This window comes from Acinetobacter amyesii, from assembly GCF_023499985.1.
Lineage (GTDB): Bacteria > Pseudomonadota > Gammaproteobacteria > Pseudomonadales > Moraxellaceae > Acinetobacter > Acinetobacter amyesii.
Genome location: NZ_JAMCOU010000039.1, coordinates 1 through 22,147 on the forward strand (window position 1 = coordinate 1; position 22,147 = coordinate 22,147).

The 22,147-nt window shown below is 41.0% G+C and carries 24 protein-coding genes and 1 pseudogene; 14 read left to right on the plus strand and 11 right to left on the minus strand.

Annotation, left to right across the window (positions count from 1 at the left end; all coding sequences use genetic code 11):
- Positions 1-199 (plus strand): annotated as a pseudogene (locus M5F03_RS15100) (hypothetical protein); the annotation flags it as partial.
- Here M5F03_RS15100 and M5F03_RS15105 read toward each other — a convergent pair.
- The 3 genes from M5F03_RS15105 to M5F03_RS15115 are packed head-to-tail and all read right to left on the minus strand — an operon-like array spanning position 189 to position 3,025.
- On the minus strand, positions 189-1,265 hold the full coding sequence (locus M5F03_RS15105; RefSeq protein ID WP_249708811.1) for a DUF6670 family protein: 1,077 nt from the start codon (positions 1,263-1,265) through the stop codon (positions 189-191). The pseudogene M5F03_RS15100 and the gene M5F03_RS15105 sit on opposite strands and share 11 nt — an antisense overlap.
- Before the next feature lie 36 nt (positions 1,266-1,301).
- Positions 1,302-2,126 carry a CDP-diacylglycerol--serine O-phosphatidyltransferase gene (gene pssA, locus M5F03_RS15110; protein WP_078192422.1) on the minus strand — a complete coding sequence of 275 codons (825 nt, stop codon included), beginning with the start codon at positions 2,124-2,126 and terminating at the stop codon, positions 1,302-1,304.
- 41 nt (positions 2,127-2,167) lie between these two features.
- The gene (locus M5F03_RS15115; RefSeq protein ID WP_180106962.1) at positions 2,168-3,025 is read right to left on the minus strand and encodes a 23S rRNA (adenine(2030)-N(6))-methyltransferase RlmJ; all 858 of its coding nucleotides are present in this window, start codon (positions 3,023-3,025) and stop codon (positions 2,168-2,170) included.
- Positions 3,026-3,139: 114 nt separating this feature from the next.
- Between M5F03_RS15115 and M5F03_RS15120 the strand changes: the two genes are divergently transcribed.
- Both M5F03_RS15120 and M5F03_RS15125 read left to right on the plus strand, forming a co-directional pair.
- Complete coding sequence (locus M5F03_RS15120) at positions 3,140-3,742, plus strand: 2OG-Fe(II) oxygenase (protein ID WP_111885952.1); 603 nt, start codon at positions 3,140-3,142, stop codon at positions 3,740-3,742.
- Positions 3,743-3,813: 71 nt separating this feature from the next.
- Positions 3,814-4,341 carry a hypothetical protein gene (locus M5F03_RS15125; protein ID WP_180131890.1) on the plus strand — a complete coding sequence of 176 codons (528 nt, stop codon included), beginning with the start codon at positions 3,814-3,816 and terminating at the stop codon, positions 4,339-4,341.
- Positions 4,342-4,392: 51 nt separating this feature from the next.
- Here M5F03_RS15125 and M5F03_RS15130 read toward each other — a convergent pair whose 3' ends face one another.
- The 5 genes from M5F03_RS15130 to M5F03_RS15150 form a co-directional block, all read right to left on the minus strand.
- Positions 4,393-4,650 carry a DUF2789 family protein gene (locus tag M5F03_RS15130; protein WP_078189234.1) on the minus strand — a complete coding sequence of 86 codons (258 nt, stop codon included), beginning with the start codon at positions 4,648-4,650 and terminating at the stop codon, positions 4,393-4,395.
- 105 nt (positions 4,651-4,755) lie between these two features.
- A complete protein-coding gene (locus M5F03_RS15135) occupies positions 4,756-5,016 on the minus strand; it encodes a DUF2789 family protein (protein ID WP_078192425.1) in 261 nt (86 codons plus the stop codon).
- A 190-nt stretch (positions 5,017-5,206) separates the two neighbouring features.
- Positions 5,207-6,193: a malate dehydrogenase gene (locus tag M5F03_RS15140; RefSeq protein ID WP_249708812.1), complete on the minus strand. Its 987-nt coding sequence runs from the start codon at positions 6,191-6,193 to the stop codon at positions 5,207-5,209.
- Positions 6,194-6,363: 170 nt separating this feature from the next.
- A complete protein-coding gene (locus tag M5F03_RS15145) occupies positions 6,364-7,020 on the minus strand; it encodes a ribonuclease T2 family protein (protein WP_249708813.1) in 657 nt (218 codons plus the stop codon).
- A gap of 49 nt (positions 7,021-7,069) precedes the next feature.
- A complete protein-coding gene (locus tag M5F03_RS15150) occupies positions 7,070-9,046 on the minus strand; it encodes a lytic transglycosylase domain-containing protein (RefSeq protein WP_249708814.1) in 1,977 nt (658 codons plus the stop codon).
- Positions 9,047-9,353: 307 nt separating this feature from the next.
- Between M5F03_RS15150 and miaB the strand changes: the two genes are divergently transcribed.
- The 4 genes from miaB to M5F03_RS15170 all read left to right on the plus strand — a co-directional run bounded on the left by miaB (position 9,354) and on the right by M5F03_RS15170 (position 12,787).
- Positions 9,354-10,811, plus strand: a complete 1,458-nt coding sequence (gene miaB / locus M5F03_RS15155; protein WP_249708815.1) for a tRNA (N6-isopentenyl adenosine(37)-C2)-methylthiotransferase MiaB — start codon at positions 9,354-9,356, stop codon at positions 10,809-10,811.
- A gap of 38 nt (positions 10,812-10,849) precedes the next feature.
- The gene (locus tag M5F03_RS15160; RefSeq protein WP_111885944.1) at positions 10,850-11,941 is read left to right on the plus strand and encodes a PhoH family protein; all 1,092 of its coding nucleotides are present in this window, start codon (positions 10,850-10,852) and stop codon (positions 11,939-11,941) included.
- A gap of 9 nt (positions 11,942-11,950) precedes the next feature.
- Entirely contained in the window at positions 11,951-12,433 is a 483-nt protein-coding gene (gene ybeY, locus M5F03_RS15165) for an rRNA maturation RNase YbeY (RefSeq protein WP_249708816.1), read from the plus strand.
- 63 nt (positions 12,434-12,496) lie between these two features.
- The gene (locus M5F03_RS15170; protein WP_249708817.1) at positions 12,497-12,787 is read left to right on the plus strand and encodes an antibiotic biosynthesis monooxygenase family protein; all 291 of its coding nucleotides are present in this window, start codon (positions 12,497-12,499) and stop codon (positions 12,785-12,787) included.
- Here M5F03_RS15170 and M5F03_RS15175 read toward each other — a convergent pair whose 3' ends face one another.
- Entirely contained in the window at positions 12,788-13,645 is an 858-nt protein-coding gene (locus tag M5F03_RS15175; protein WP_213066202.1) for an energy transducer TonB, read from the minus strand. It lies immediately after the preceding gene.
- Positions 13,646-13,903: 258 nt separating this feature from the next.
- Here M5F03_RS15175 and M5F03_RS15180 point away from each other — a divergent pair, with 258 nt between their 5' ends.
- The 4 genes from M5F03_RS15180 to M5F03_RS15195 all read left to right on the plus strand — a co-directional run bounded on the left by M5F03_RS15180 (position 13,904) and on the right by M5F03_RS15195 (position 16,793).
- The gene (locus M5F03_RS15180; protein ID WP_078192433.1) at positions 13,904-14,587 is read left to right on the plus strand and encodes a hypothetical protein; all 684 of its coding nucleotides are present in this window, start codon (positions 13,904-13,906) and stop codon (positions 14,585-14,587) included.
- Between the two features lie 157 nt (positions 14,588-14,744).
- Positions 14,745-15,458: a DUF3108 domain-containing protein gene (locus tag M5F03_RS15185; RefSeq protein ID WP_180010540.1), complete on the plus strand. Its 714-nt coding sequence runs from the start codon at positions 14,745-14,747 to the stop codon at positions 15,456-15,458.
- Between the two features lie 91 nt (positions 15,459-15,549).
- Positions 15,550-16,125, plus strand: coding sequence for a xanthine phosphoribosyltransferase (locus M5F03_RS15190; protein ID WP_078189246.1), 576 nt, complete (start codon positions 15,550-15,552; stop codon positions 16,123-16,125).
- 269 nt (positions 16,126-16,394) lie between these two features.
- Entirely contained in the window at positions 16,395-16,793 is a 399-nt protein-coding gene (locus tag M5F03_RS15195) for a hypothetical protein (RefSeq protein WP_143221573.1), read from the plus strand.
- A 613-nt stretch (positions 16,794-17,406) separates the two neighbouring features.
- Here the strand turns inward: M5F03_RS15195 and wrbA are convergent.
- Positions 17,407-18,000: an NAD(P)H:quinone oxidoreductase gene (gene wrbA / locus M5F03_RS15200; RefSeq protein WP_180010538.1), complete on the minus strand. Its 594-nt coding sequence runs from the start codon at positions 17,998-18,000 to the stop codon at positions 17,407-17,409.
- A 112-nt stretch (positions 18,001-18,112) separates the two neighbouring features.
- On the opposite strand from wrbA, the gene M5F03_RS15205 reads away from it, so the two are divergent.
- A complete protein-coding gene (locus tag M5F03_RS15205; protein WP_078192438.1) occupies positions 18,113-19,360 on the plus strand; it encodes a YihY family inner membrane protein in 1,248 nt (415 codons plus the stop codon).
- Positions 19,361-19,414: 54 nt separating this feature from the next.
- On the opposite strand, the gene M5F03_RS15210 is transcribed toward M5F03_RS15205, so the two are convergent.
- Positions 19,415-20,344, minus strand: coding sequence for a DMT family transporter (locus tag M5F03_RS15210; protein WP_249708818.1), 930 nt, complete (start codon positions 20,342-20,344; stop codon positions 19,415-19,417).
- Between the two features lie 103 nt (positions 20,345-20,447).
- Between M5F03_RS15210 and M5F03_RS15215 the strand changes: the two genes are divergently transcribed.
- On the plus strand, positions 20,448-21,263 hold the full coding sequence (locus M5F03_RS15215; protein WP_180106942.1) for an AraC family transcriptional regulator: 816 nt from the start codon (positions 20,448-20,450) through the stop codon (positions 21,261-21,263).
- A 96-nt stretch (positions 21,264-21,359) separates the two neighbouring features.
- Positions 21,360-22,133, plus strand: coding sequence for a tetratricopeptide repeat protein (locus tag M5F03_RS15220; protein ID WP_249708819.1), 774 nt, complete (start codon positions 21,360-21,362; stop codon positions 22,131-22,133).
- Positions 22,134-22,147 lie beyond the last annotated feature (14 nt).

Below are 22,147 nucleotides of genomic sequence, written 5' to 3' on the forward strand. Positions count from 1 at the left end.
AAACTTATCAAATAAAACCAAACTTAATCAATTCAACCAAGTCATTGTTTTATCAGAAGTTTTAATCTTCATCACCGCCGATGGATGTGCATTCTACAGCATTTCTGATCCAACGCAACACCCTTTTCCATTTATTTTTAATTTTTCATTACGTTTGTTTATTTATTCTACTAAATTGAGTTTTTTTACTATTTTTTGAGCATAAAAGGGACAATATTTCCATATTTGTCCGTTAATTTATCTTTTTCATTCTTTTCTTGCCATTTTAAAGCTCGACAATCAACATATTCACAGTAACCACCTTCCCCACACTCGATTTCGTCGTTGATTTTGATTTGATAGTTAAAGCTTCCTGCATAGCCCGCCCCTAGTCCAAATTTAAAATCTCCACGACTCTGCGCTTGTACATGTATTTTCATTTTGTCATTTTGGTAAATCCATTCAAATTCACGTGGCAAATACATTTTTTGCAAATTGGGTGTTTTAACCACAGGATAAACGCGCATGACTTTAAAGAACACGCCTTGATCCGCCATGAACACTTGCTTCTGATTTAAATCTCTTAGATATAAACGTGAGCTCAAAATATTGTTATAGCGGTCTCGCGTTTGCATAAAGATAATTTGACGTTGTCGACTAAGGTTAATCACCTGATGGGTATAAAACGCTAAAGGTAAATATGGGAACTTGCGTATTTGCGCATAGGATAATACCGCCAGCTGATTTACATCATAAATCTGGCCCTGAAATTTGATTTGACCTTCACATTGGCACATCACCGACCAATATTCAGCAAGACCTAATCTCAACTTAATTAAACACGAAGAAATATCGGTAGTTTGCACGGACAAATCTAAACTGAGTTCAGTATCTTCTCGATGGATTTGAAATACCGCTCCATCCCAACCAATCTGCTCTTTATCTCTAAATTTAAAGACGGTATCACTCAGACTACAGTCGTCTTTGATGGAATATGATTGTAATTGCCCAACCATATGACCGCTCACACTGGTCAATACTGTGGCTGTATTGAGTTCGTCTTGTTGAATGGACACAGGATTTTGAAAAGCGGGAATCTGAGGCTGACCGAGCCAACTTATAAAGTTAAGATAATGTAAGGGCGCAGGAAGATTCGGTAGACAGAGTCCATAATGGACTGAAGGGTAAGGCGTATTCGGCGCATGTAGATTTATTTTTTTATGTTGCATATCTGGAGCTTGATTCAATCGTCTTGATTGATCCAAGAAATCTTGAAATATCTGCATATCAAGCTCCTTTTCATTTTTATTTCATGTTTTAACTCATGCTTCAGCCTTTTTTGCCATTAAGGTTGTGACAAAGCCAGACAATGCATAAATTACTGAAATAATTAAAATACCCATTGGAATATTATACGTTACAGCAGCTAAAATGAAGACTATGATTGGCAACACCGCAAATGGAACACGGCGACGATCCACAGTTTTAAATGAATAGTATTTTACATTTGAGATCATCAATAGACCCACTGCAATAATCACTACCGCATTAAAAATCTGAATACCTGTTTCGCGTAAGTCGAAGACCGCAGGGATATCCATACCTACCCATACCAATGAAATAATCATAACGGCTGCGAGTGGACTTGCAACACCAATAAAATAACGTTTATCGACAACCCCAATTTGTACGTTAAAACGTGCCAAACGGAAGGCTGCACATGCGGTGTAAACAAAACATGCTGCCAGGCCAATACGGCCTAAGTCATTTAGACTCCAGCTATACATTAAAATGGCAGGTGCAACACCAAATGCTAGCAAGTCCGACAACGAGTCAAACTGTTCACCAAAAGGACTTTGTGCGCCGATAGCACGTGCGACACGTCCATCCAAACCATCAAATAATGCTGCAAGGAAAATGGCATAAATGGCTTGTTGAAACTCACCATTCATACTGGCAATTATTGAATAAAAGCCGGATAACAACGCTGCAGTTGTAATCAAGTTTGGCCACAGATAGATCCCACGACGTTTCACTTTATGCCCTTCATGGGTATGCTCCTCTTCTTCAACTTCAAATGTAATGCCATCAAATGCATTTTCATCCTTTGAAGAAATTTCCCGCTCAGGTTTATTTGTATTTGTCATTGTTCGATCCTAACTGTGACCTTTCTTTTTCAAGTTTAAAATTATTCGCCAACCAACCAACGTACGGCTGCATGACCACCATTTTCATTCATACGAAGATGTGGGAACAACCATTGTAATGCTTCGTCCGCATCTTCAGAGAATTTCCAAGGTGGGTTAATCACCAATAAACCACAACCATTTAGACCGACTGGAGTGTCATCTGGCCATACACAAATTTCGCAAACCAACTGACGACGAATGCCGGTTTTGTACATTTTCTTTTCAAAACGTTCAATCATCGCGCGGTCTTTAATTGGATACCATACCGCAAAAACGCCTGTCGGCCATTTTTTATAAGCAGCCACCAACAATTCTACAAGCTGTGGAAAATCTTTACGTTCTAATTCGTAAGGCGGGTCAATCATGACCAAACCACGTTTTTCTTTTGGTGGAATTACAGCCAGTAAACCTTCGTAAGCATCACGCTCATGCAAGCCTGCACGTTTATCAAAAATATTGTGGCGCAATTGTTGGAATACATCGCGCTGCATTTCAAAAATCGTTGCCTTATCAGTTTCACGCATGCCTTCAAGTGCGAACCACGGAGAGCCTGGATAAGCGCCTTTGCCAAAGTTTTCACGCATTTTTTCAACAACTTTTAAATATTGTTGAACACCTTCAGGCGCATTGCGTTTAATCGAATCATCGAGCTTAACTAAACGATGAATACCATTTAAAAACTCACCTGATTTCTGTGCTTCAGAGGTCGAAAGATCATATTTACCTGCACCACCATGTGTATCTACATAGCGATAAGGTTTATCTTTTGCATTCAGTCGACTTAATAACTGAAGCAGCAAAACGTGCTTCATCACGTCGGCAAAGTTGCCTGCATGGAAATGGTGACGGTAATTCATGTTTCTTTAATTCCTAATATCAACGGACATTTTAGCATGAAAAATAGTTTCATTCCGATGCTATTCTTGCTCTAGAATACGTCACCTTTTTTTCCACAACTTTATGGATCGTATATGGAAACAGCCTTTCTCCCAAAGTCTTGGCCGGTTGATCAAATCCTCGATGATTTAGATCAACACGGGTTTAGCATTATTGATGACGCTTATCCTGCTGAATATATACATGCACTTGTTGAAGAATGTATGTCAAATTTAAATAAATTTAGGGATGCAGCCGTACAAAATGGAGTCATCAGTAAAATTAGAAGTGATCATATTTTATGGATTAACGACACATTAGATGTCGCACAAGAACACGTTCAAGCCTTAGAACATTTATCAGAACAATTTAATCGCGCATTTTTTTCTAACATTCACGAAGTCGAAGCACATTTTGCTTGTTATAACGCAGGTGAGTTTTATGCACTACACAAAGATAATCCTCAAGGCAAAAATGGACGTGTCATTTCAGCAGTTTATTATTTGCATGAATATTGGCAAGCCGACTGGGGCGGTGAATTGCGCTTACAAGATAAGAATGATGTTTGGCATATTTTAGAACCTAAACCGAATCGCATTGCGTTATTCCAAAGTGACCTATTACACGAGGTACTCGAAGCAAAACATCAACGTTTATCGATTACGGCTTGGCTACGTAATGACAACTCGATGTGGTAATTCGAGATTCCTCCTTTAAATCCCTTAAACTATCCTCATATATGAGTCATTCATAGATGAGGATGTACCCGATGCGTCAAAACAGTCATAAAATTATTCAGCGTATTGGCGAAACCGATCAATTATTTCTACAAGGCAACAGCCCTGAACTTGCTCTTGAGCGCGCAGACTTACGCCTGCAATTGGTTAATTTAAGTAAGAACCATCAAGAACAAGTGTATTTTCTGCAAGAAGCCATTGTTCTACTTGAGCAAAGCCGGATTGAATTTGAAGAAATGCCGATTGAGCTATACGTCAGTTTGTCTGTACATTTAGCCAAAGCTTATATGATATTTTTTGAAATTACCCAAGAGCAGCGCTATGCCCTGATTACCCAGCAGATTATGAAACCGATGTCCAAAGCTGAACATGGCGACATTTACTTCTACCTGGCCTATGCCTCTGCAGTAAAACAGGAACCTGCGTTAACCCGCCACTGGCTAAATAAGTACTGCAAATCTCAAGAATTCAAACTGACCACATTACTTGAGCATCCTGCATTTAATCCATATCGCCAAGAAGACTGGTTTTCAGAATTACGCCAAAGCAAACTGCACTAAATAAAAAAACACCTCCGAGGAGGTGTTTTTTTATTTGTGGAGAAATGAAATTTATGCTGGCTGCAGCTTATATGCATCCATATGCAACTGTTGATTCAGCTCATCAATCCAAATCGCCCAATCATCATCTTGTACTAAATGACTGATTAGAAAATCACGCTGCGCTTTATTCCAAAATGGCGCATCATGTAAATTTTCACTTGCAGCAAGCTGATGCGTACGCACGTATAACTCGATCGCAGCTGGACTGCTAGCTAACCCCAATTGAGAAAACAATAAAGCTAAGGATGGTTTATTTTGATTGAGCATCTCGCCCTCCTTATCAACTAATCTGTCATTTATTATTTAATTAACTTATATGATGAAGCTAAAAAAACCTAGCGTTAAAACTAGGTTTGTTGTTTCAAATTGTATTTAGATTTTGCATGATCCGGAAAGCTTATGTTCTGTATGCAATTGTTCATTTAAAATATCGACCACTATGGCCCAGTCATCATCTTTTTTCCAATGACTGATAATGAAATCACGCTGTGACTTCGTCCAAAATGGCGCTTCGTGCAATGGAACATCCATGGTGATTTGATGCGTTTCGATAAATTGGTCAATGCCTTCCGGACTTGCATCTAAACCCAATTGTTCAAAAAATAGTTCCAACGTCGGTTGTTGATCAAACATTGCCGTTCTCCTCAAGCCAAAAACATTTCTTCCATCTTCATAGTTATCTGTTTAATTGACTTTGTCAGTTGCAACTACATCTCAACGTGTTATTTTTTTGTTCAAAACTTAAGCTTGGTATTTTTCGCAGGCCATAAAAAAGCACCCCAAATGGAGTGCTTTTTTTTATAATTTAATTTAAAAAATTAAATTATTTAACCATGTCAGCAACTGCTGCACGTTCTTCTTCAAGCTCGTCTAGAGTGACGTTGATACGTTCACGGCTGAATTCGTCGATTTCAAGACCTTGAACGATTTTGTATTCGCCATTTTCACAAGTTACAGGGAAACCGAACATTACGCCTTCAGGAATACCATAAGAACCGTCAGAAGGAATACCCATAGTTACCCATTTGCCGTTTGTGCCAAGAGCCCAATCGCGCATATGGTCGATTGCAGCGTTTGCAGCAGAAGCAGCAGAAGAAAGACCACGCGCTTCAATGATCGCAGCACCACGTTTACCAACAGTTGGAAGGAATACGTCTTTGTTCCAAGCAGCATCGTTGATTTTGTCTTTTAAGCTCTCGCCGTTTACATTTGCAAAACGGTAGTCAGCATACATTGTTGGAGAGTGGTTACCCCAAACTGTCATGTTTTCGATGTCAGAAACTGCAACACCCGCTTTTTGAGCAAGTTGAGTTAACGCACGGTTGTGGTCAAGACGTAACATTGCTGTGAAGTTTTTCGCTGGAAGATCTGGAGCAGATTTCATTGCGATGTAAGCGTTAGTGTTTGCAGGGTTACCTACAACAAGAACTTTAACGTCACGGCTAGCAACTTCGTTAAGTGCTTGGCCTTGACCGATGAAGATTTCACCGTTTACTTTAAGAAGGTCAGCACGTTCCATACCAGGACCACGTGGACGTGAACCTACAAGAAGAGCGTAGTCAGCATCTTTGAATGCAACTTTAGGATCATCAGTACCGATCATACCTTCTAAAAGAGGGAATGCGCAGTCATCAAGTTCCATCATTACGCCTTTAAGCGCTTGTTGAGCTTTCTCAACTGGAATTTCTAATAATTGAAGGATAACTGGTTGGTCTTTACCCAACATTTCACCGCTTGCGATACGGAATAATAAGCTATAACCGATTTGACCAGCTGCGCCAGTAACGGCAACACGAACTGCTTGCTTCATGTAATTATCTCCAATTGAGGAAGGTCATAATGATTAAATAGCTGTTCTATCTAATCTTAATAATCATAAACGGCAAAGATTGTACTCCAATCTTTTGACGCTTGCATGTAAAAGAGAATGCTTTTCAACAAAAGTATGATAGGAAATATAAATAAAATGCAGAAAAAAGCTTAGAAAGAACCTTTAATTATGAAAGTTGCAGGACAATTTCCGACAATAGTCGTAGGGCAACTTTTATACTGCCCATTGTTTTTATAGCAAATTTTAATCTCGGTCAGTAAACTGCCACCACGGGTTTGCATACAGTTAAATTCAATACTTTGGGATACCAATCCGCTGTTCATACGCAACATTTTATTACGCAAGACATTGGCATGAATGGATTGGGTTTCTTGGCTAGTCAATTCATCTGGAATTTTTAGCTTATCTGCATGATTAATAATGGTTCTGAAATACTGACTAGCATTCATTGGGATACAGCCGCCGGTAGTGTGCCAAAGCGCCACGCGAGCATTTTCATCAGGCATAATCCGTGCAACCACTTTGGCTTGCAACGGAGAAAGTTTAGCTGAACTATTGGTGGTGCAATCACGGGTAGAAGTTTCTGGATATAGGCCCGTGATATTGAGTGAATAGCCTTCCAGACATTTACGTTTTTTACTTTTTAAAGGATCATAGGCGCAAACAGCTGGCACCATTTGTACATCCATCACATAGCCATTAACCATGGGTGCTGCCGAAAGCACAGACACACCAAAGCCTGCACCAATGCCGATGAGCAGTGATGTCAGTATTCGATAAACAGGTCTAATGTTCAAGTTCGGCATTCATTATTTACCCATATTGCGCCTCAAAACAGGCGCGTTGCTTCAATGCTTATTGCGCATTCCGTAATGGAATCATTTGCATTCGTTTTTCAATCGATTGCGGCCCCTGACCCAATAAAAGGCCGTAATGGGTTGCATTGGTCATCACATGTTTTACATAGTCTCGAGTTTCCGTTAATGGAATCGATTCCGTATATTGGTCCGCTGCAATCGCTTGATACTCAGGCTGCCAGCGTCGAGCACGATTTGGACCCGCATTGTAGCCTGCAGTCGCTAATACTGGACTATTACTCAATTGACGTTGAATCATTGATAAATAGAAAGTGCCATAACGGATATTGGTATTCATATCCGTTAATGCAGCGGGGTTATAACTCTCCCCCATCTGACGAGCCACCAATTTTGCGGTGTCTGGCATAATTTGCATTAAACCACCGGCACCGACATGTGAACGTGCGCTAGTAACAAACCGACTTTCTTGACGCATCAAACCATAAGCCCATGCTGGGTCAATCCCTGCATTACGACTATGACTCACCACATAATTTTGATGTGGCATGGCATAACGTAAAGCATAGTTATGCTGGTTGGTGGTTCGATCTGCTGCATAAATCGCCCGATCATACCACCCCATATCGGTTGCTCGTTTAGCTGCGGCAAGAATCATGCCATCATCATGCTTTAAATAGGCTTGACGCACTGCCCAGTTCCATTCACGGTTAATATAGCTGTCAGATGCATTAATATTGCGCAATGCAAAGGCACGACGGAAGTGAATATCCTGACTGAGACGCTGCGCATCTTGTGACGAAGGCTGCACATTTGACGGAATATTGTTATAAGACTGACCAATTTTGTCACGTGCTAACAAATTATGGTAATCATCGCCAACGGCAAGCTTGCGATAAATTTCTTTAGCCGCACGTTTAGATGAGGCATCCCCACGTTGTTCAGAGGCACGTGCTAACCAATATTGCCAACGGTCTTCCTGCTTTTGCGAAACGCTCATCGCATCAATTGCACGAATGACACTTTCCCATGCGCCAAAACGAATGGCTTGTCGCGCATAAATCTCGGCTTCTTCTGCACTAAAAGGCAGTCCATAACTCAAATCAAGATAATTTAGAACTTCACGGTTGAAATTATTTTTCATTACCGTTGTACCACCGATATACCCGACACTACGGTATAGGGCTTTTTGTACATCGGCTGGTGTGCCTTCTGCTGCACGTTTCACCGAAGAAATCGCGCCATTTAAGTCGCTATCGGCCAAGCGACCCATCGCATAAATCAGGTATGCATGATCTTCAGCTGTGGCTTTGGGTGCAGACCATAAATAATTCAGTGGATTGGCTTGAATGGTGTTGAGTTGCGATAAATTAATATTCACGCCAATGGTTTGCGCAGTCGCAATCGCTTGTCCTGACTGACCCGCTCTTAACTGTCCCCACATCCGTTGATGGCGGTCATCTTGAGTCATTAAAGGACTCGACAGCATCATACGGCCCAAGCCCGTACACGAGTCAGGTTGTGAGTTTGTGGTCAACCATACATCTTTAAATTCTGCGTAAACAAGAGGGTCGCCCGACTTTGCGCGGACTTGAGCCATGGCACATGTTTCAGCACGGTCAGCATTAGTCACATATTGCAAGACAGGCTGTGCTGTAGCGAAATCAGCTTGTTTGACTTTTTCTTCAACATAATCTGCGGCTAATTTTTCTGCCATTGCCGAATTTGGATAGCGCTGTGCAAAATTAATAATGGCACTTGCTGGCTGTGAAGCCAAATTGTTATTCAGTAACCAATATTCTGGATAATAGCCCAAAACGTCATTTTGCATGGATGATTGGTATTGTTGTAATAAACTAATATTGCCTGCATTCGCGGCACGTAAAGCATCGTTAAACTGCTCATCTGCGGCTTGGGCAAACGCAGAAATTCCGGAGAGCCCGACACTCAAAGCAAGTAATTTAGCGTAATTTTTCTGTTTAAAATTATGTTTTAACATCCACTTGCCTTCTTTCATGTCATTCTGCTCAGTTACAGCACATCGAACTTTGTTTAGGAATTAGTTTAATAATTCTAAACTCTGCATTGTGTTCTGTTATGTAACCTTATGATTAGCCAATATTAATTTTCAAACATTTTTGCTTCATAAATCAATATGGCAGAGTTGTCATTTTAGGCTGTAAGTTTCTAGTGAATTACTGCTAAAATATTGCCCATTCTTAAAATCCCCTTTTTGACCTCCGCAGCTGCACAATTCAATTGATTGAATTGTCTGTCAGCCACGTATGGTTATTGATTTTCATAAAATTCCTTTAGGAGCCTACATGACGGTTCAAACCTTCATCCCCAATAGTGCCCAAGCTGCCCCAGATAACACTGTTACCCAGCCACAGCACACCCCAGCTCAAGATGGAACAGTGAAAAAACTGTACATCGAAACGCAAGGGTGTCAGATGAATGAGTATGACAGTCAACGTATGGGCGACCTTTTAGGTGATTCTCACGGCTATGTGCTGACAAGCGATCCAAAAGAAGCGGATATTCTCCTGATGAATACCTGCTCTATCCGTGAAAAAGCACAAGAAAAAGTATTTTCTGAGTTAGGCCGCTGGCGCAAACTGAAAGAAAAGAATCCTAACTTGGTGATTGGTGTTGGTGGCTGTGTTGCTTCTCAGGAAGGTGACAACATTCAAAAACGCGCACCGTATGTAGATATGGTGTTTGGTCCGCAAACTTTGCATCGTTTACCGCAAATGCTCGATCAGCATACTGAGCAAGTGGTCAAACCGAAAAAAGAAAAAATTCAGTTGGTGGATATTTCATTCCCTGATATTGAAAAATTCGACTTTTTACCTGAACCGCGTGTAGAAGGGTTTAAAGCCTTTGTTTCTATCATGGAAGGCTGTTCTAAATACTGTTCATTCTGCGTAGTTCCTTATACCCGTGGTGAAGAGGTTTCTCGCCCACTCGATGACGTATTGGCTGAAATTGCCACTTTAGCTGAAAAAGGCGTACGTGAAATTTCATTACTCGGCCAAAACGTGAATGGCTACCGTGGTGAAACTTTTGAAGGGGAAATCTGTACCTTTGCAGACTTATTACGTTTAGTTGCTGAGATTCCAGGCATTGGTCGTATTCGTTACACCACATCGCACCCGCTTGAATTTAATGATGACTTGATTCAATGCTACCGTGACTTACCGCAAATGGTTTCTCACTTGCATCTACCAGTTCAAAGTGGATCGAATGACGTTCTACAAGCCATGAAACGTAACCACACGATTGATGTATATATCGATAAAATTGCTAAATTACGTCAAGTTCGCCCTGATATGCATTTATCTAGCGACTTTATTATTGGCTTTCCGGGTGAGACTGACGAAAACTTCGAAGAAACTTATCAATTTATCCAAGATATGGACTTCGATCATTCATACAGTTTCATCTACTCAAAACGTCCGGGTACTCCTGCCTCAGAACTTGAAGACACAACCCCTGAAGATGTGAAAAAAGAACGTCTTGCAAAAGTTCAACAATGGATTAAACAATCCAGTATCGATAAAACTGATGCAATGCTAGGGACCATTCAGCGTGTCTTGATTGAGTCTGTTTCAGACAAAGATCCGAACTTGCTGATTGGTACTGCAGACAATACACGTTTGGTTAGCTTTATCGGTGATCCTGCATGGGTTGGGCGTTTTGCAGAGATTGAAGTGACCGATATTAAAACTTTGAAGTTTGTTTACGGTGAACTCTTGAATCTTGAGCCTGACGTGGCGTAATGTAAGCTTAATCGTCAGACCAATTTAAAGGAATTCTCTTGACTGCAGCGATTCGACGTACTGTAACTTTTGCTGGTATTCCACTTGACCGTTTACAAAGCATGCTCGGTGCCTATAACGGTCATCTCAAACAAATTGAACAACGTTTAGATGTCAAAATTTCTCATCGTGCAGATGCTTTTTTTGTCGATGGGGAAATCGATGCGGTAGAGAGAGCCGAAAGTCTCCTTCACCGTCTTTATGAAGAGTCCGAAACCAATCCACAGATTAGTGCGGACATTTTACACATGATGATTCAAGGCAGTCAGACTGACCGCGAAATTCAGGAAGATTTTTCTGAAAATGAGCATACCGGTTTAGACAATGTTTATCTACAAACCCGTAAAGGTCGAATCAATCCACGTGGTGCCAATCAAAAACGCTATGTACAGCGTATTTTACAAAGCGATATTTCATTTGGTATCGGCCCAGCGGGTACAGGTAAAACTTATCTCGCGGTCGCCGCTGCTGTAGATATGCTAGAACGTAACGAAATTCAACGCATTTTATTGGTTCGCCCTGCGGTTGAAGCCGGTGAAAAATTGGGTTTTTTACCCGGTGATTTGAGCCAAAAAATTGACCCTTACTTACGTCCTCTCTACGACGCTTTGTATGAAATGCTCGGTTTTGAAAAAGTCGCTAAACTAATTGAACGTCAAGTGATTGAAGTTGCACCACTCGCCTACATGCGTGGTCGTACCTTAAATCATTCTTTTGTGATTTTAGATGAAGCACAGAACACTACCCCTGAACAGATGAAAATGTTCCTCACCCGTTTAGGCTTTGGTTCTCGAGCGGTGATCACGGGCGACATTACACAGGTCGATTTACCTCGTGGTCAACAATCTGGTTTGGCACATGCCTTACGTGTGATTGAAAAAATCAAAGAAATTCATATTACTCGCTTCCACTCTCGTGACGTGGTACGTCATCAATTGGTTCAAAAAATTGTTGAAGCCTATGAGGGATGGGACAGCGAACAACATCGCCTCACGGCTGAACAACGTGCGGAACGTAAAGCACGTCAGGAAGCCTTGGTGGCGGACAATGATGCTAAAGCTGATGGGCAGCATCAAGACGAAAACATTTAAGGATTCATTTTGAAACTTAATCTCTCTTTGCAGCAAAATTTTCAGTCACCTGAATTGGTGGTGAAACGTGCGCATATCAAAAAAGTCGTGGAAACGGCTTTACGTCATATCGATACACAAAGTGATTGTGAGATCGGTATTGCATGTGTGGACAATGACGAAAGCCACAAATTGAACTTGGAATATCGTGGTAAAGACAAACCTACCAATGTGCTGTCTTTTCCGAGCGATCTCCCCGATGAAATGGCAGCAGTTTTAGACTCATTTCCGATTGGCGACTTGGTGATTTGTATTCCTGTAGTTCTTCGAGAAGCACAAGAACAAAGCAAAGCACCCCTGACCCACTTTACGCATATGCTGGTACACGGTACGTTGCACCTGATGGGCTATGACCATGAAACCTCTGATGAAGATGCTGAAGAAATGGAAGCATTGGAAATCGAGATTTTAGCCAAATTGGGTTTTGATAACCCTTATCTGGAAAGAGTTTAAGAACCCAAAAAGCGAGCTACGGCTCGCTTTTTTTATCGTCAGAGAAACCAAGGAAGGAAAGATATGCAATATGTCGTGATTTTTAAAGCATGCATTCGTACGCTTGATGAGCTGTATTTTTCGACTGCACAGCAGCTTAGAGACAAAGCCTTGACACACTTTAACTGTCAACATTTTGAAGCGCTGACAGAGGGTGAGCATGAAATCGCCCTTTCCTACTGGAATACATTAGAAGACATTCGAGCTTGGCAACAAGATGCACAACATCTAGTGGCGCAGCAATTGGGAAAAAACCAATGGTATACGAATTTTAGCGTCGAAATCTGCGAAGTTTTGCGACGCTATCACAACTGATTAACGCACCTCAAATTCTGCTTCTGCAGGATCGAAGCGCCAAGTACGCACAATACGAAGTTCTGAGATGTCTTTCATTTTGGCATCAAACAAACCAAAAGGTGCCGCCTTACGTACAGAGGTTTTTGCAGCTTCGTCCAATAAGTTTGAACCTGAACTTTCGATCAAACGAATGGCACGAATCCCGCCATTACTGTTCAAAATAACCATTAAGCGTACTTCACCGCGGAGCTGCTGCTGTTTTGCTGCTTCAGGATAATAACGGTTACCGTAAAATTCGACTTTTTCGCGAAATTTTTCCATGTAAGCAGCAGAAACATCTTGCTTGGCTTGAATACCATCAATGGTTTTAATTTTTTGCTGACGGCTAAAGTTTTGCTGACGTTGTAAATATTGAGCTTCGATACTCGCCACCATCGCAGCCTTGGCCTGAAACTGACTATTCAACTCCTCAACGGCTTTTTTACGACTGTTTTCTTCCGCTTGTTTTTGCCAACTCAAGGTTGTCATCAACACTTTGTCTTCAAAGCTCAGCTCTTTCTTTTGTTGCAGTTGTTCTAAAGCTTCACTTTTTTGCTCACCGGCTTTTTGTTCGATCATCGGTGCAGGCATGTCACTCGACATACGATGTGACTCACGGAATGTCCCAGAGCCCTGCTGATCGGCTTGTGCTAAAAAGTCTGCATGTTCAATTTTTTCCGTCGTAGAACGTAAAGAAACTGCAATTTCTTTGGTGTTATAATCCGCCTCTTGGGGCATGGAAAATTGCATGGTTAAAAAAGCCAAATGCAACACAGCAGCAAACGCCAATGCAGTTGCAAATATGGGATCTTTCCACCACTCTTTCATCAAGGGCATGAACGTTATTTTTTTCAGCATCACATTAAACCGACAATTTGCCGCATTCCCCAAACTGCTTAAAACAGTATAAAATAAAACTCGTATTCATTTTTTGATGAAAACGAGAAATCCATCAACACATCGATAATGCACAATTAAAATCATGAAAATGGTGCAATTTATTTTGCTAAACTGCAAGATCAAAACCTTGTGTTTTTATAGAAATCGACAAGATAAACATCGTTAAAAAACATAATTTGTCAGGATGCACTTCTTATGCAAACGCTAGTTTCCAATATCGCTAAACGTATACGCCAAGTGTACCAAAAAGCTGAAGGATTTATTGAAGATGAGCGTGAATTCCCAATGTCTCAAGTGTTTTTAAATGCGACATTTCAGCGCTTTGTGACCGATAATGTGAAAATGCTCAAAGACTTGCATGCTGACCTGCATGATGACTGGCTTCGACTGTATGCTACATTGGATTATAACGGGCTGATCATAACACTCTCTGTTGATTTAAAACTGGTACAGATGGAACTCAACAAACAAACCCAATTGATCGTATTTGAACAAATTAGTGATACACAAGTGATTGAAGCGAAGTATCCAAATGTTCTGTATAAGATGGGCGTGCGCATGGCGTTATGGTTCTATCAAAAAGTACTCAACCAAGATCCATTGGGTATGATTTTGGAAAAGCTCAATGTGATCAAAGTTAAAGATGATTTACTGTATTTAGACCTGAATCGCTGGCTCGGTAAAAGTCGATCGATTATCGACACATTGGGCAAAGTCCATGTCAACCATGCTGTTTTACGTGAGGCCGAATTGGTGGTGATTGGTAATGTTAATTTAACCGCATTGTTCACCAAGATGTCGCAAGAACGGATTGAAGACTGGGATGATTCAAATTTAAAAGATGATGAAGTCACGCCAATTAAACAAAAGGAAAGCTAGACTTATCCTGTACTTAGATATCTTGAGCCTATAAAACGCTACACAATATATACATTAGGCACGGATTTGTGACGTGATTCTCCACAATCCAGCCGCATAATAAACATATCAGGTGGTTTAGCCCACCGCACTTCTATTGAATAGGAAAACCATACTTATGGCACATTCAGTTTTGAAAAATTTAGGTCTTGTTGCTGGGGTATCGACTACACTGCTTTTGACTGGTTTCTCAAGTCAGTCATTTGCCATGAGTCCATTCCAAGCAAGCTACCAGTTTAATTACAACGGCAAAAACTTGGGTTCTGCAACACGTACCCTAAAACAATCTGGGAATAACTGGACCTATGTTTTCGCAGCAAAAGCTGGTGCGATGGCCTCTGCAACTGAAACCAGTCGTTTTAGTTTAAATGGCAGCCAAATTCACTCGAACAGCTTTAGCCGCAGCAGCAAAATTTTGGTGCACAACAACACCATGAATATTAATTTTAATGCTGGCGCAAAAACCATTAATACCAAAAAAGATGATAAAGCGCGTTCATTTGCGTGGAAATCAGGTGTGTTAGATGAACTCAATGCTGAATTGCAAATTCGTGAAGATTTAAAAAATGGTGGTTTGAAATCGAATTACTACATTGCCGATGCCAAAGAGGTTGAAGCTCGTAAGTTCGTGAAACAAGGCACTGAAAAAGTGAAAACCACTTATGGAACTTTTGACACCGTGAAAGTCGTGATGCGCCATGACAAACCTGGCCGTCAAACCACCTTCTGGTTAGCACCAAAACTAGATTATCTACCTGTCAAAGTTTCCCACCAAGACAATAAAACCTCTTACGGTTTATTGTTAACGGGCTATAAAGGTGCAACAAATTAATTGATTTGATCAATTTCGCTTGCATTTTTCACGGTGCTTTTTAAAATACGCTTTTGCTTTAAAAAGCACCTGCCCCCTCGAGGATTCTCCCGTGCACGCTCTGGAACAGAAAATCTTAGCTGAAGGTATCGTTCTCTCTGAAGAAGTTCTGAAAGTCGATTCTTTCCTGAACCACCAAATTGACCCTGTGATGATGCAACAAATTGGTCAAGAATTTGCCCGTCTTTTTAAAGATGCTGGCATCACAAAAATCATTACGATTGAAGCATCAGGTATTGCACCTGCGGTAATGGCTGGTCTTGAACTTGGTGTTCCTGTGATTTTTGCACGTAAATATCAATCTTTGACGTTAAAAGATGATTTGTATCGCTCAAAAGTGTTTTCTTTCACAAAACAAACTGAAAGCACTATCGCGATTTCTAAAAAGCACATCAATGCTGAAGATAAAGTTTTAGTGATTGATGACTTTTTGGCCAATGGTCAAGCGGCTTTAGGTCTTGCAGATCTTATTCATCAAGCAAGTGCTGAAGTATTGGGTATCGGTATCGTGATTGAAAAATCATTCCAACCTGGTCGTGATATTTTGCTTGAAAAAGGCTATCGCGTTGAATCATTGGCACGTGTGAAATCACTGGCGAATGGTACAGTTGAATTTGTTCGTGACTAAGTTTTCGTTCAAAAGAAAAAAGAACACATCAGGTGTTCTTTTTTTTACTAAAAATTTGCGATTAAGGTGACATAAAGCGCACTTTTTAACGCCTTAGTTACAAGCAGACAAAACATCGGTGTGCAAAACTCGATAAAATTCAGGAAAATCGTTGCATTTGATCGAATGGGTCAACTACTCATCTGTCAAATTACTTTATGCTGCACCATAAATTCGGCCACTTTATTTTTTTAAGGCTACGGAAAGTTATGAATACAGAAGATCAAAACATGGAACCGACAGTTAAATGTCCAAAATGTGGATCAACCCATATTGAAAAGCGTAACCATGAACAAAACTTACAAAAAATTGGTGGGGTCTTACTCAGTGGTGCAGGAACTGCTGCAGGGACTGTCGGTGGTGCGGCATCTGGCGCATCTATTGGTGCTGCGATTGGTGGCGTGACTGCTGGCCCACTTGGCGTGATTATGGGCGGAACCATCGGGACTTTTGTTGGTGCAATTAGCGTCGGTATCACAGGCGGTTTCCTCGGACACCGTTTTGGTAAAAAAGCCGGCGTGATCGTCGATCAAAATATTTTTCTCGACTACCAATGTTTAGATTGCAAACAGCGCTTTGAAGTTGAGCAACAGCCTGAAGACGCTGCAAAGACTTCGGATCAAGACTAATTTGGATATAAAAAAAGAGCGCATCAGCGCTCTTTTTTTATAGGTTATTGTTTTTCTAATATGTATTTCTAGTCTATTGAAATGCTATTCGAAAACCATGGCGAATCAATTATTTTGAAACATCAGTTAAAGATTTTGAGTCCACTTTAACTTGATCTTGTTTCGCTAAAAATTCTTTTTCTTCGGCTTTTTCTCTTGCGGGAAATCCATACTGTATAAACTGGCATTGCCGTACACAAGGAAGATGCAGCCAATACGGAACACAGGAAAGTCATTAGAAAATTAACAATAGACATCACACACCCTAAAGAAAAAATTTAAATACAAATCATGTAATCAAAAATAAAAATAACGCGCCCAAAGACAGAGCAATATTCGACTCGAAACCATCACTGAGCAGGCTGTATTTAAAAACTTTCAATACATTGTTGATATCATTTATTTTTAATATTTCAGGAATAGTTCGACAGATTTATTTTTATATTTTGGTCGGTATACAACGTCATAAATAAAAAAGAAGTCACACGTAAATAAAGCAAGAAAAGTGCAATATTTAAGCCTTTTCTTGCTCGTTCGCTACAAAGTTAGCGCAACTTCCTAGAGCAAGTAAGTATCAAATCAACTTTTTGACGACTTCGCCTAGGCGTTTACCCAGCTCTTCACACAAATTACGCTCATCTTGACTCAATGACTGATCATGGCGTGGACCACTGACATGGCTTGCACCATAAGGTGTACCACCCGTTTTGGTATTTGATAATGCCGGATGGGCATTACTTAAACCCATAACCATCATTCCGTGATGAAACAAAGGCGGCAGCATGGTCAGCAAAGTACTTTCCTGTCCCCCATGCATTGAACCTGAACTGGTAAACACACAGGCAGGTTTGCCATGTAATGCGCCATTGAGCCAAAGCGCTGTGGTTTGATCCCAGAAATATTTCATTTCCGACGCCATATTACCAAAACGTGTTGGCGAACCAAGGGCTAAACCTGAGCAATGCGCTAAGTCATCTAAGCTACAGTAAATATCGCCTTCGGCAGGAATACTGGGCTGCACGTCAGTCACCACAGTAGATAAATTTGGAACGGTTCGTATTTTTACTGCCATTCCAGACGCTTCAATTCCATTGGCAATTAAATGTGCCATCTCACGTGTTGAACCATATTTGCTGTAATACAGCACCAGTACATAAGCTTGCGTCATTTTTATAAATTCAATGAAAAAAGAAAACTATACGGTATTTTTCCTATTTTTTGGTTAAGCTAAGTGATGAAAATTGCATAAACATGACTAAAATAACTCGAGACTTGAACGAATGATCGAAGCATTTTTAAAAAAACTTCCCTTTTACGACAAGAAATGGTTTCAGTTTGTTTTATTTGTCATTCGACGTTTTGAAGCCGATCGCTGCCGTGAACAAGCAGGATCATTAACCTATACCACCTTGTTTGCAGTGGTACCCATGTTGACCGTATTCTTGGTCATCATCTCCTCAATTAAAGCTTTAGAACCTGCTCGTCAACAGCTTCAACAATTGATTTATAGTAATTTCCTACCTAAAACGACAATTGCTTTTGATAAAGCACTGAATGCATTCACCGATAAATCCAGTAACCTGACTGTTATTGGTGTACTGTTTTTATTCATTACCACAGTTATGATGCTGACCAGCATTGAGACAGTATTTAACCGAATTTGGCGGGTGCGTGAGACACGGGGCGGCATTATTGGCTTTATGCGCTATTGGACTATTATCTCATTAGGCCCAATCTTACTGGGTAGCGCATTTGTTGTGTCATCTACCTTGGCCTCTATGAATGTCCTCAGCAATAATTTTGCCGGCTATGAACTGGATGGGGCTTTTCTGCTGTGGATCTTGTCTTTTTCATTGACCATTTTAGGTTTTTTCATTCTGTATTGGACGATTCCCAACCGCAGTGTGCCGATTAAGGCGGCGCTGATCGCGGGTGTCTTTAGTGCGGTGGTCTTTGAACTGCTCAAAAACCTCTTTGGTTTTGTCATGTCAAATTTCACCAGTTATCAAATCGTTTACGGTGCTTTTGCTGCAGTGCCAATTTTCCTGCTTTGGATATTCCTTTCATGGAATATCGTACTGATTGGGGTAGAAATTAGTTATGCACTGACCGCTTTCAATTCGGGCAACGACCAAAAACGTCATCCTGTTATTATGTTGATGGATTTGCTTGAATTATTTTATAAAAAGCAAAAACTCGGTCAGAGCGTGACAGAAAAAGAAGCGCTTGAGGTTTTAGGGCGTGATGAAATCGGCCGCCTGCCAAGCTATATTTTATTGTTTGAAGAGCAACACCTGATTAAACGTACAGATGATGATCATTATGTTTTAGTTCGTAATTTAACCCAAGTGGACTTTTGGAGTTTTTACAGTAAGCTGCCCTATCCGCTCCCTAAACGGCAAGATTTAGGTCGCGTCGATCCAGATGATGTTTGGATGGAAAAAATTGGGCCGCAACTGGTCGAATCGGATGATTATCTCGCGGCCAAACTCTCGATTCCACTTGCGACTATTTTTGAAGAAAAATAAGCGTAAATAAAAAAAGGAGAGCCGTAGCTCTCCTTTTTTTATTTATACATGATCTTAGATCGCTGTACGCTGACGTCCCATCAATCTAGCTAACCATTGATGCAAGGTTACCGTCATCACCCCGACCATTACTAAGGCCGTCCCCAAGATAAAGTTCAGTTCAATCGTTTCATTTAAGATCAATACGCCAAAGACCAGACCAAAGATTGGGGTGAGAAATGAAAAAACGCCCAGACCATTGGCCAGATATTTACTTAACAGCCAAAACCACAGCATCAGACTGAAAAATGAAATAATGAGCACATGAAAAATCATGCTGCTGATGGACAGCACCGTCCAATGTACAGTCATTTGTCCTGTCAGCCACGCCACGGGTAATAAAAACACGCATCCACCGACTAACTGATAAAACAAGGTCTGAGTCGGAGGTGCATTAGAGAGTTTGGTGAGTCTTAATGAAATGGTGGTCAAGGCCCACATCACCCCTGCAAGTAATGCCATCGCATCACCCAACAGGGCTTGAGTGTTGACTGTAGTGCTACTTTCACGTCCCATAAACGACAGGACAATACCTGAAAAGGCAATAAAAATACCGACCCACTGGATCGCTGTAAGCTTTTCTTCAGGCAACTTCCAATGTAAACCTAATGCCACGAATATCGGTGCGGTATAGAGCAAGACAACAGTATGTGATGCAGAGGTATAGCGCAGGGATTCTGCCACTAAAATAAATTCAGCTGAAAATAAAAACGCCAACCAGATACCCGGTAGCAAGTATTCGCGTGTATATAAATGTGTTTCCGGCTTGAGACGAATCAGTGGAAAGACCAACAGCGCAGCCAAACCCGATCGAATGGCAATTTGCATGATCGGCGCAATATCAACCGCGGCCAATTTCAAAATGACCTGTTGAATCCCTAAAATCATGCACAAAATAATCATCAGACCAGAAGCTTTTGCATCTAGCGCCTTACGCTGTTCCACACTATTTACTCGACAATACGACAAGCAACACTATAGAACTGTCAGAAATAAAATATATACTTCAAAATAGACAAGTGATCTTCTTATTCAGGCAAAATTTCTCATGCGTCATAAAGCTCGTGCAGATCATACGCAGTTGCAACAACTTCCCACCAACGATGAAATTCAAGCAGCACTGTGGATCAGTTTTCGTGACGATCCTGCACTGTCTGTTTATCCCGTCCACGGGCATGCTTGGGGTGAATTTGTCTATGCCTTTAATGGCGTAATGGAAGTGAACATCAACCAGATAGACTATATTACCCCTCCACCTTATGGCATTTGGCTTCCCCCACACTTAGAACACAGTGGTTTAAATCGTACTGCGGTTTCACATGGAACCTTATATGTACATGAATCACTATGTACCCACTTGCCGAAACAACCGGGGATTTTACTCAGTTCCCCCTTAGTCACCGCTATCTTCAGCCATTTGCGTCTGTTGCATCAACAAGCCGACCTCATGGAAAATACGGCCGAATATCAACGCTTACTCCATGTGATCTTAGATCAACTGCATCAAGCCAAATTGGTCAGTAGCTATTTACCGCATTCGGAACACCCTGCCCTCAAACAACTGCTTGATTATTTACATCAACATCCTGCAGATCAGAGCGCGCTTGAGCAATTGGCACAGCAGATAAACATGACAGAACGTACTCTGGCGCGTTATTGTCAAAAAGAACTTGGGATGTCCCTGCATGAATGGCGACAACGTCTCAAAGTTATGAAAGCCATGTCGATGCTCAACGCAGGTCAAACCGTCGAAAATATTGCTTTAGAACTTGGTTATGCCAATGCCTCGGCGTTTATTAATATGTTTAAAAAATGGATGCTTTGCACCCCAGATCAGTTTAGAAAATCTGCTTTAAAGCCCTAAATGTGTTTAAATTTAGCTATAAGGGTCTCTATAAAGTGATTCAACAATCCGCTAAGATCAAAAAATCCACAAAGAATGATAATGACTCCCTTTCGAATGAATAAAAAAACCATTTTAGCGCTGTGTTTATCTGCCGTATTTTTAACGGCTTGTAGTTCCAAAGAACAGCGCGAATTTAAATCCGCACTCAAAACAGCTCAAAGTGGTGATGCGACTGCGCAAATGAAAGTGGGTGATTTATACCTCAGTGGAATGGGCACAGAACAAAATATCGAACAAAGTGTCCATTGGTACAAAGCTGCTGCGGATCAAGGCACTACGGACGCATTCGCATGGTTGATGACTCAAGCCTATCAAGGCAACCCACATGCAGATCAAGTGATTCGAAAGATGCAGCAAGATGGTAATATTTTCCTTGCACACTGGGTGCTAGACCTTGCAAAAAAGACTCATGATCCTGCTGCTGAATATACCGTTGGTTGGATGTACGACACTGGAAAAGGCTTAATTCAAGATAAGCACCAAGCGCAAATTTGGTATGAAAAAGCTGCCAAACAAAAGAATGTCGAAGCGATCAAAGTCTTGGGAAATCAACACTATTTTTCTGAACACCCTTCGTCTACACCCGACAAAGCAGCTGAATATTTAAGCTATGCCGCAGAACAAGGGCAAGATGCTGACGCGGCGATGAAAATGGCACATTATTATCATTATGATATTCGAGATGGTGAAAAAGCGCGACAATGGTATGCCAAAGCAGGTGCATTGGGAGACACCGACTCACAGCATATGGCCGAGACCTATGAAACATGGAAAGACATCGGCCCTTTACAACCGAATGAGCCACCGCAATCAAGCAGCACTGAATAGATCAATCAAAAAAA

Excerpts from the sequence above, each read along its gene's own strand:
- M5F03_RS15105 (WP_249708811.1), bottom strand. The coding sequence starts at position 1,265 with ATGCAGATATTTCAAGATTTCTTGGATCAATCAAGACGATTGAATCAA.
- pssA (WP_078192422.1), bottom strand. The coding sequence starts at position 2,126 with ATGACAAATACAAATAAACCTGAGCGGGAAATTTCTTCAAAGGATGAA.
- M5F03_RS15115 (WP_180106962.1), bottom strand. The coding sequence starts at position 3,025 with ATGAATTACCGTCACCATTTCCATGCAGGCAACTTTGCCGACGTGATG.
- M5F03_RS15120 (WP_111885952.1), top strand. The coding sequence starts at position 3,140 with ATGGAAACAGCCTTTCTCCCAAAGTCTTGGCCGGTTGATCAAATCCTC.
- M5F03_RS15125 (WP_180131890.1), top strand. The coding sequence starts at position 3,814 with ATGCGTCAAAACAGTCATAAAATTATTCAGCGTATTGGCGAAACCGAT.
- M5F03_RS15130 (WP_078189234.1), bottom strand. The coding sequence starts at position 4,650 with ATGCTCAATCAAAATAAACCATCCTTAGCTTTATTGTTTTCTCAATTG.
- M5F03_RS15135 (WP_078192425.1), bottom strand. The coding sequence starts at position 5,016 with ATGTTTGATCAACAACCGACGTTGGAACTATTTTTTGAACAATTGGGT.
- M5F03_RS15140 (WP_249708812.1), bottom strand. The coding sequence starts at position 6,193 with ATGAAGCAAGCAGTTCGTGTTGCCGTTACTGGCGCAGCTGGTCAAATC.
- M5F03_RS15145 (WP_249708813.1), bottom strand. The coding sequence starts at position 7,020 with ATGCCGAACTTGAACATTAGACCTGTTTATCGAATACTGACATCACTG.
- M5F03_RS15150 (WP_249708814.1), bottom strand. The coding sequence starts at position 9,046 with ATGAAAGAAGGCAAGTGGATGTTAAAACATAATTTTAAACAGAAAAAT.
- miaB (WP_249708815.1), top strand. The coding sequence starts at position 9,354 with ATGACGGTTCAAACCTTCATCCCCAATAGTGCCCAAGCTGCCCCAGAT.
- M5F03_RS15170 (WP_249708817.1), top strand. The coding sequence starts at position 12,497 with ATGCAATATGTCGTGATTTTTAAAGCATGCATTCGTACGCTTGATGAG.
- M5F03_RS15175 (WP_213066202.1), bottom strand. The coding sequence starts at position 13,645 with ATGCCCTTGATGAAAGAGTGGTGGAAAGATCCCATATTTGCAACTGCA.
- M5F03_RS15180 (WP_078192433.1), top strand. The coding sequence starts at position 13,904 with ATGCAAACGCTAGTTTCCAATATCGCTAAACGTATACGCCAAGTGTAC.
- M5F03_RS15185 (WP_180010540.1), top strand. The coding sequence starts at position 14,745 with ATGGCACATTCAGTTTTGAAAAATTTAGGTCTTGTTGCTGGGGTATCG.
- M5F03_RS15195 (WP_143221573.1), top strand. The coding sequence starts at position 16,395 with ATGGAACCGACAGTTAAATGTCCAAAATGTGGATCAACCCATATTGAA.
- wrbA (WP_180010538.1), bottom strand. The coding sequence starts at position 18,000 with ATGACGCAAGCTTATGTACTGGTGCTGTATTACAGCAAATATGGTTCA.
- M5F03_RS15205 (WP_078192438.1), top strand. The coding sequence starts at position 18,113 with ATGATCGAAGCATTTTTAAAAAAACTTCCCTTTTACGACAAGAAATGG.
- M5F03_RS15215 (WP_180106942.1), top strand. The coding sequence starts at position 20,448 with ATGCGTCATAAAGCTCGTGCAGATCATACGCAGTTGCAACAACTTCCC.
- M5F03_RS15220 (WP_249708819.1), top strand. The coding sequence starts at position 21,360 with ATGAATAAAAAAACCATTTTAGCGCTGTGTTTATCTGCCGTATTTTTA.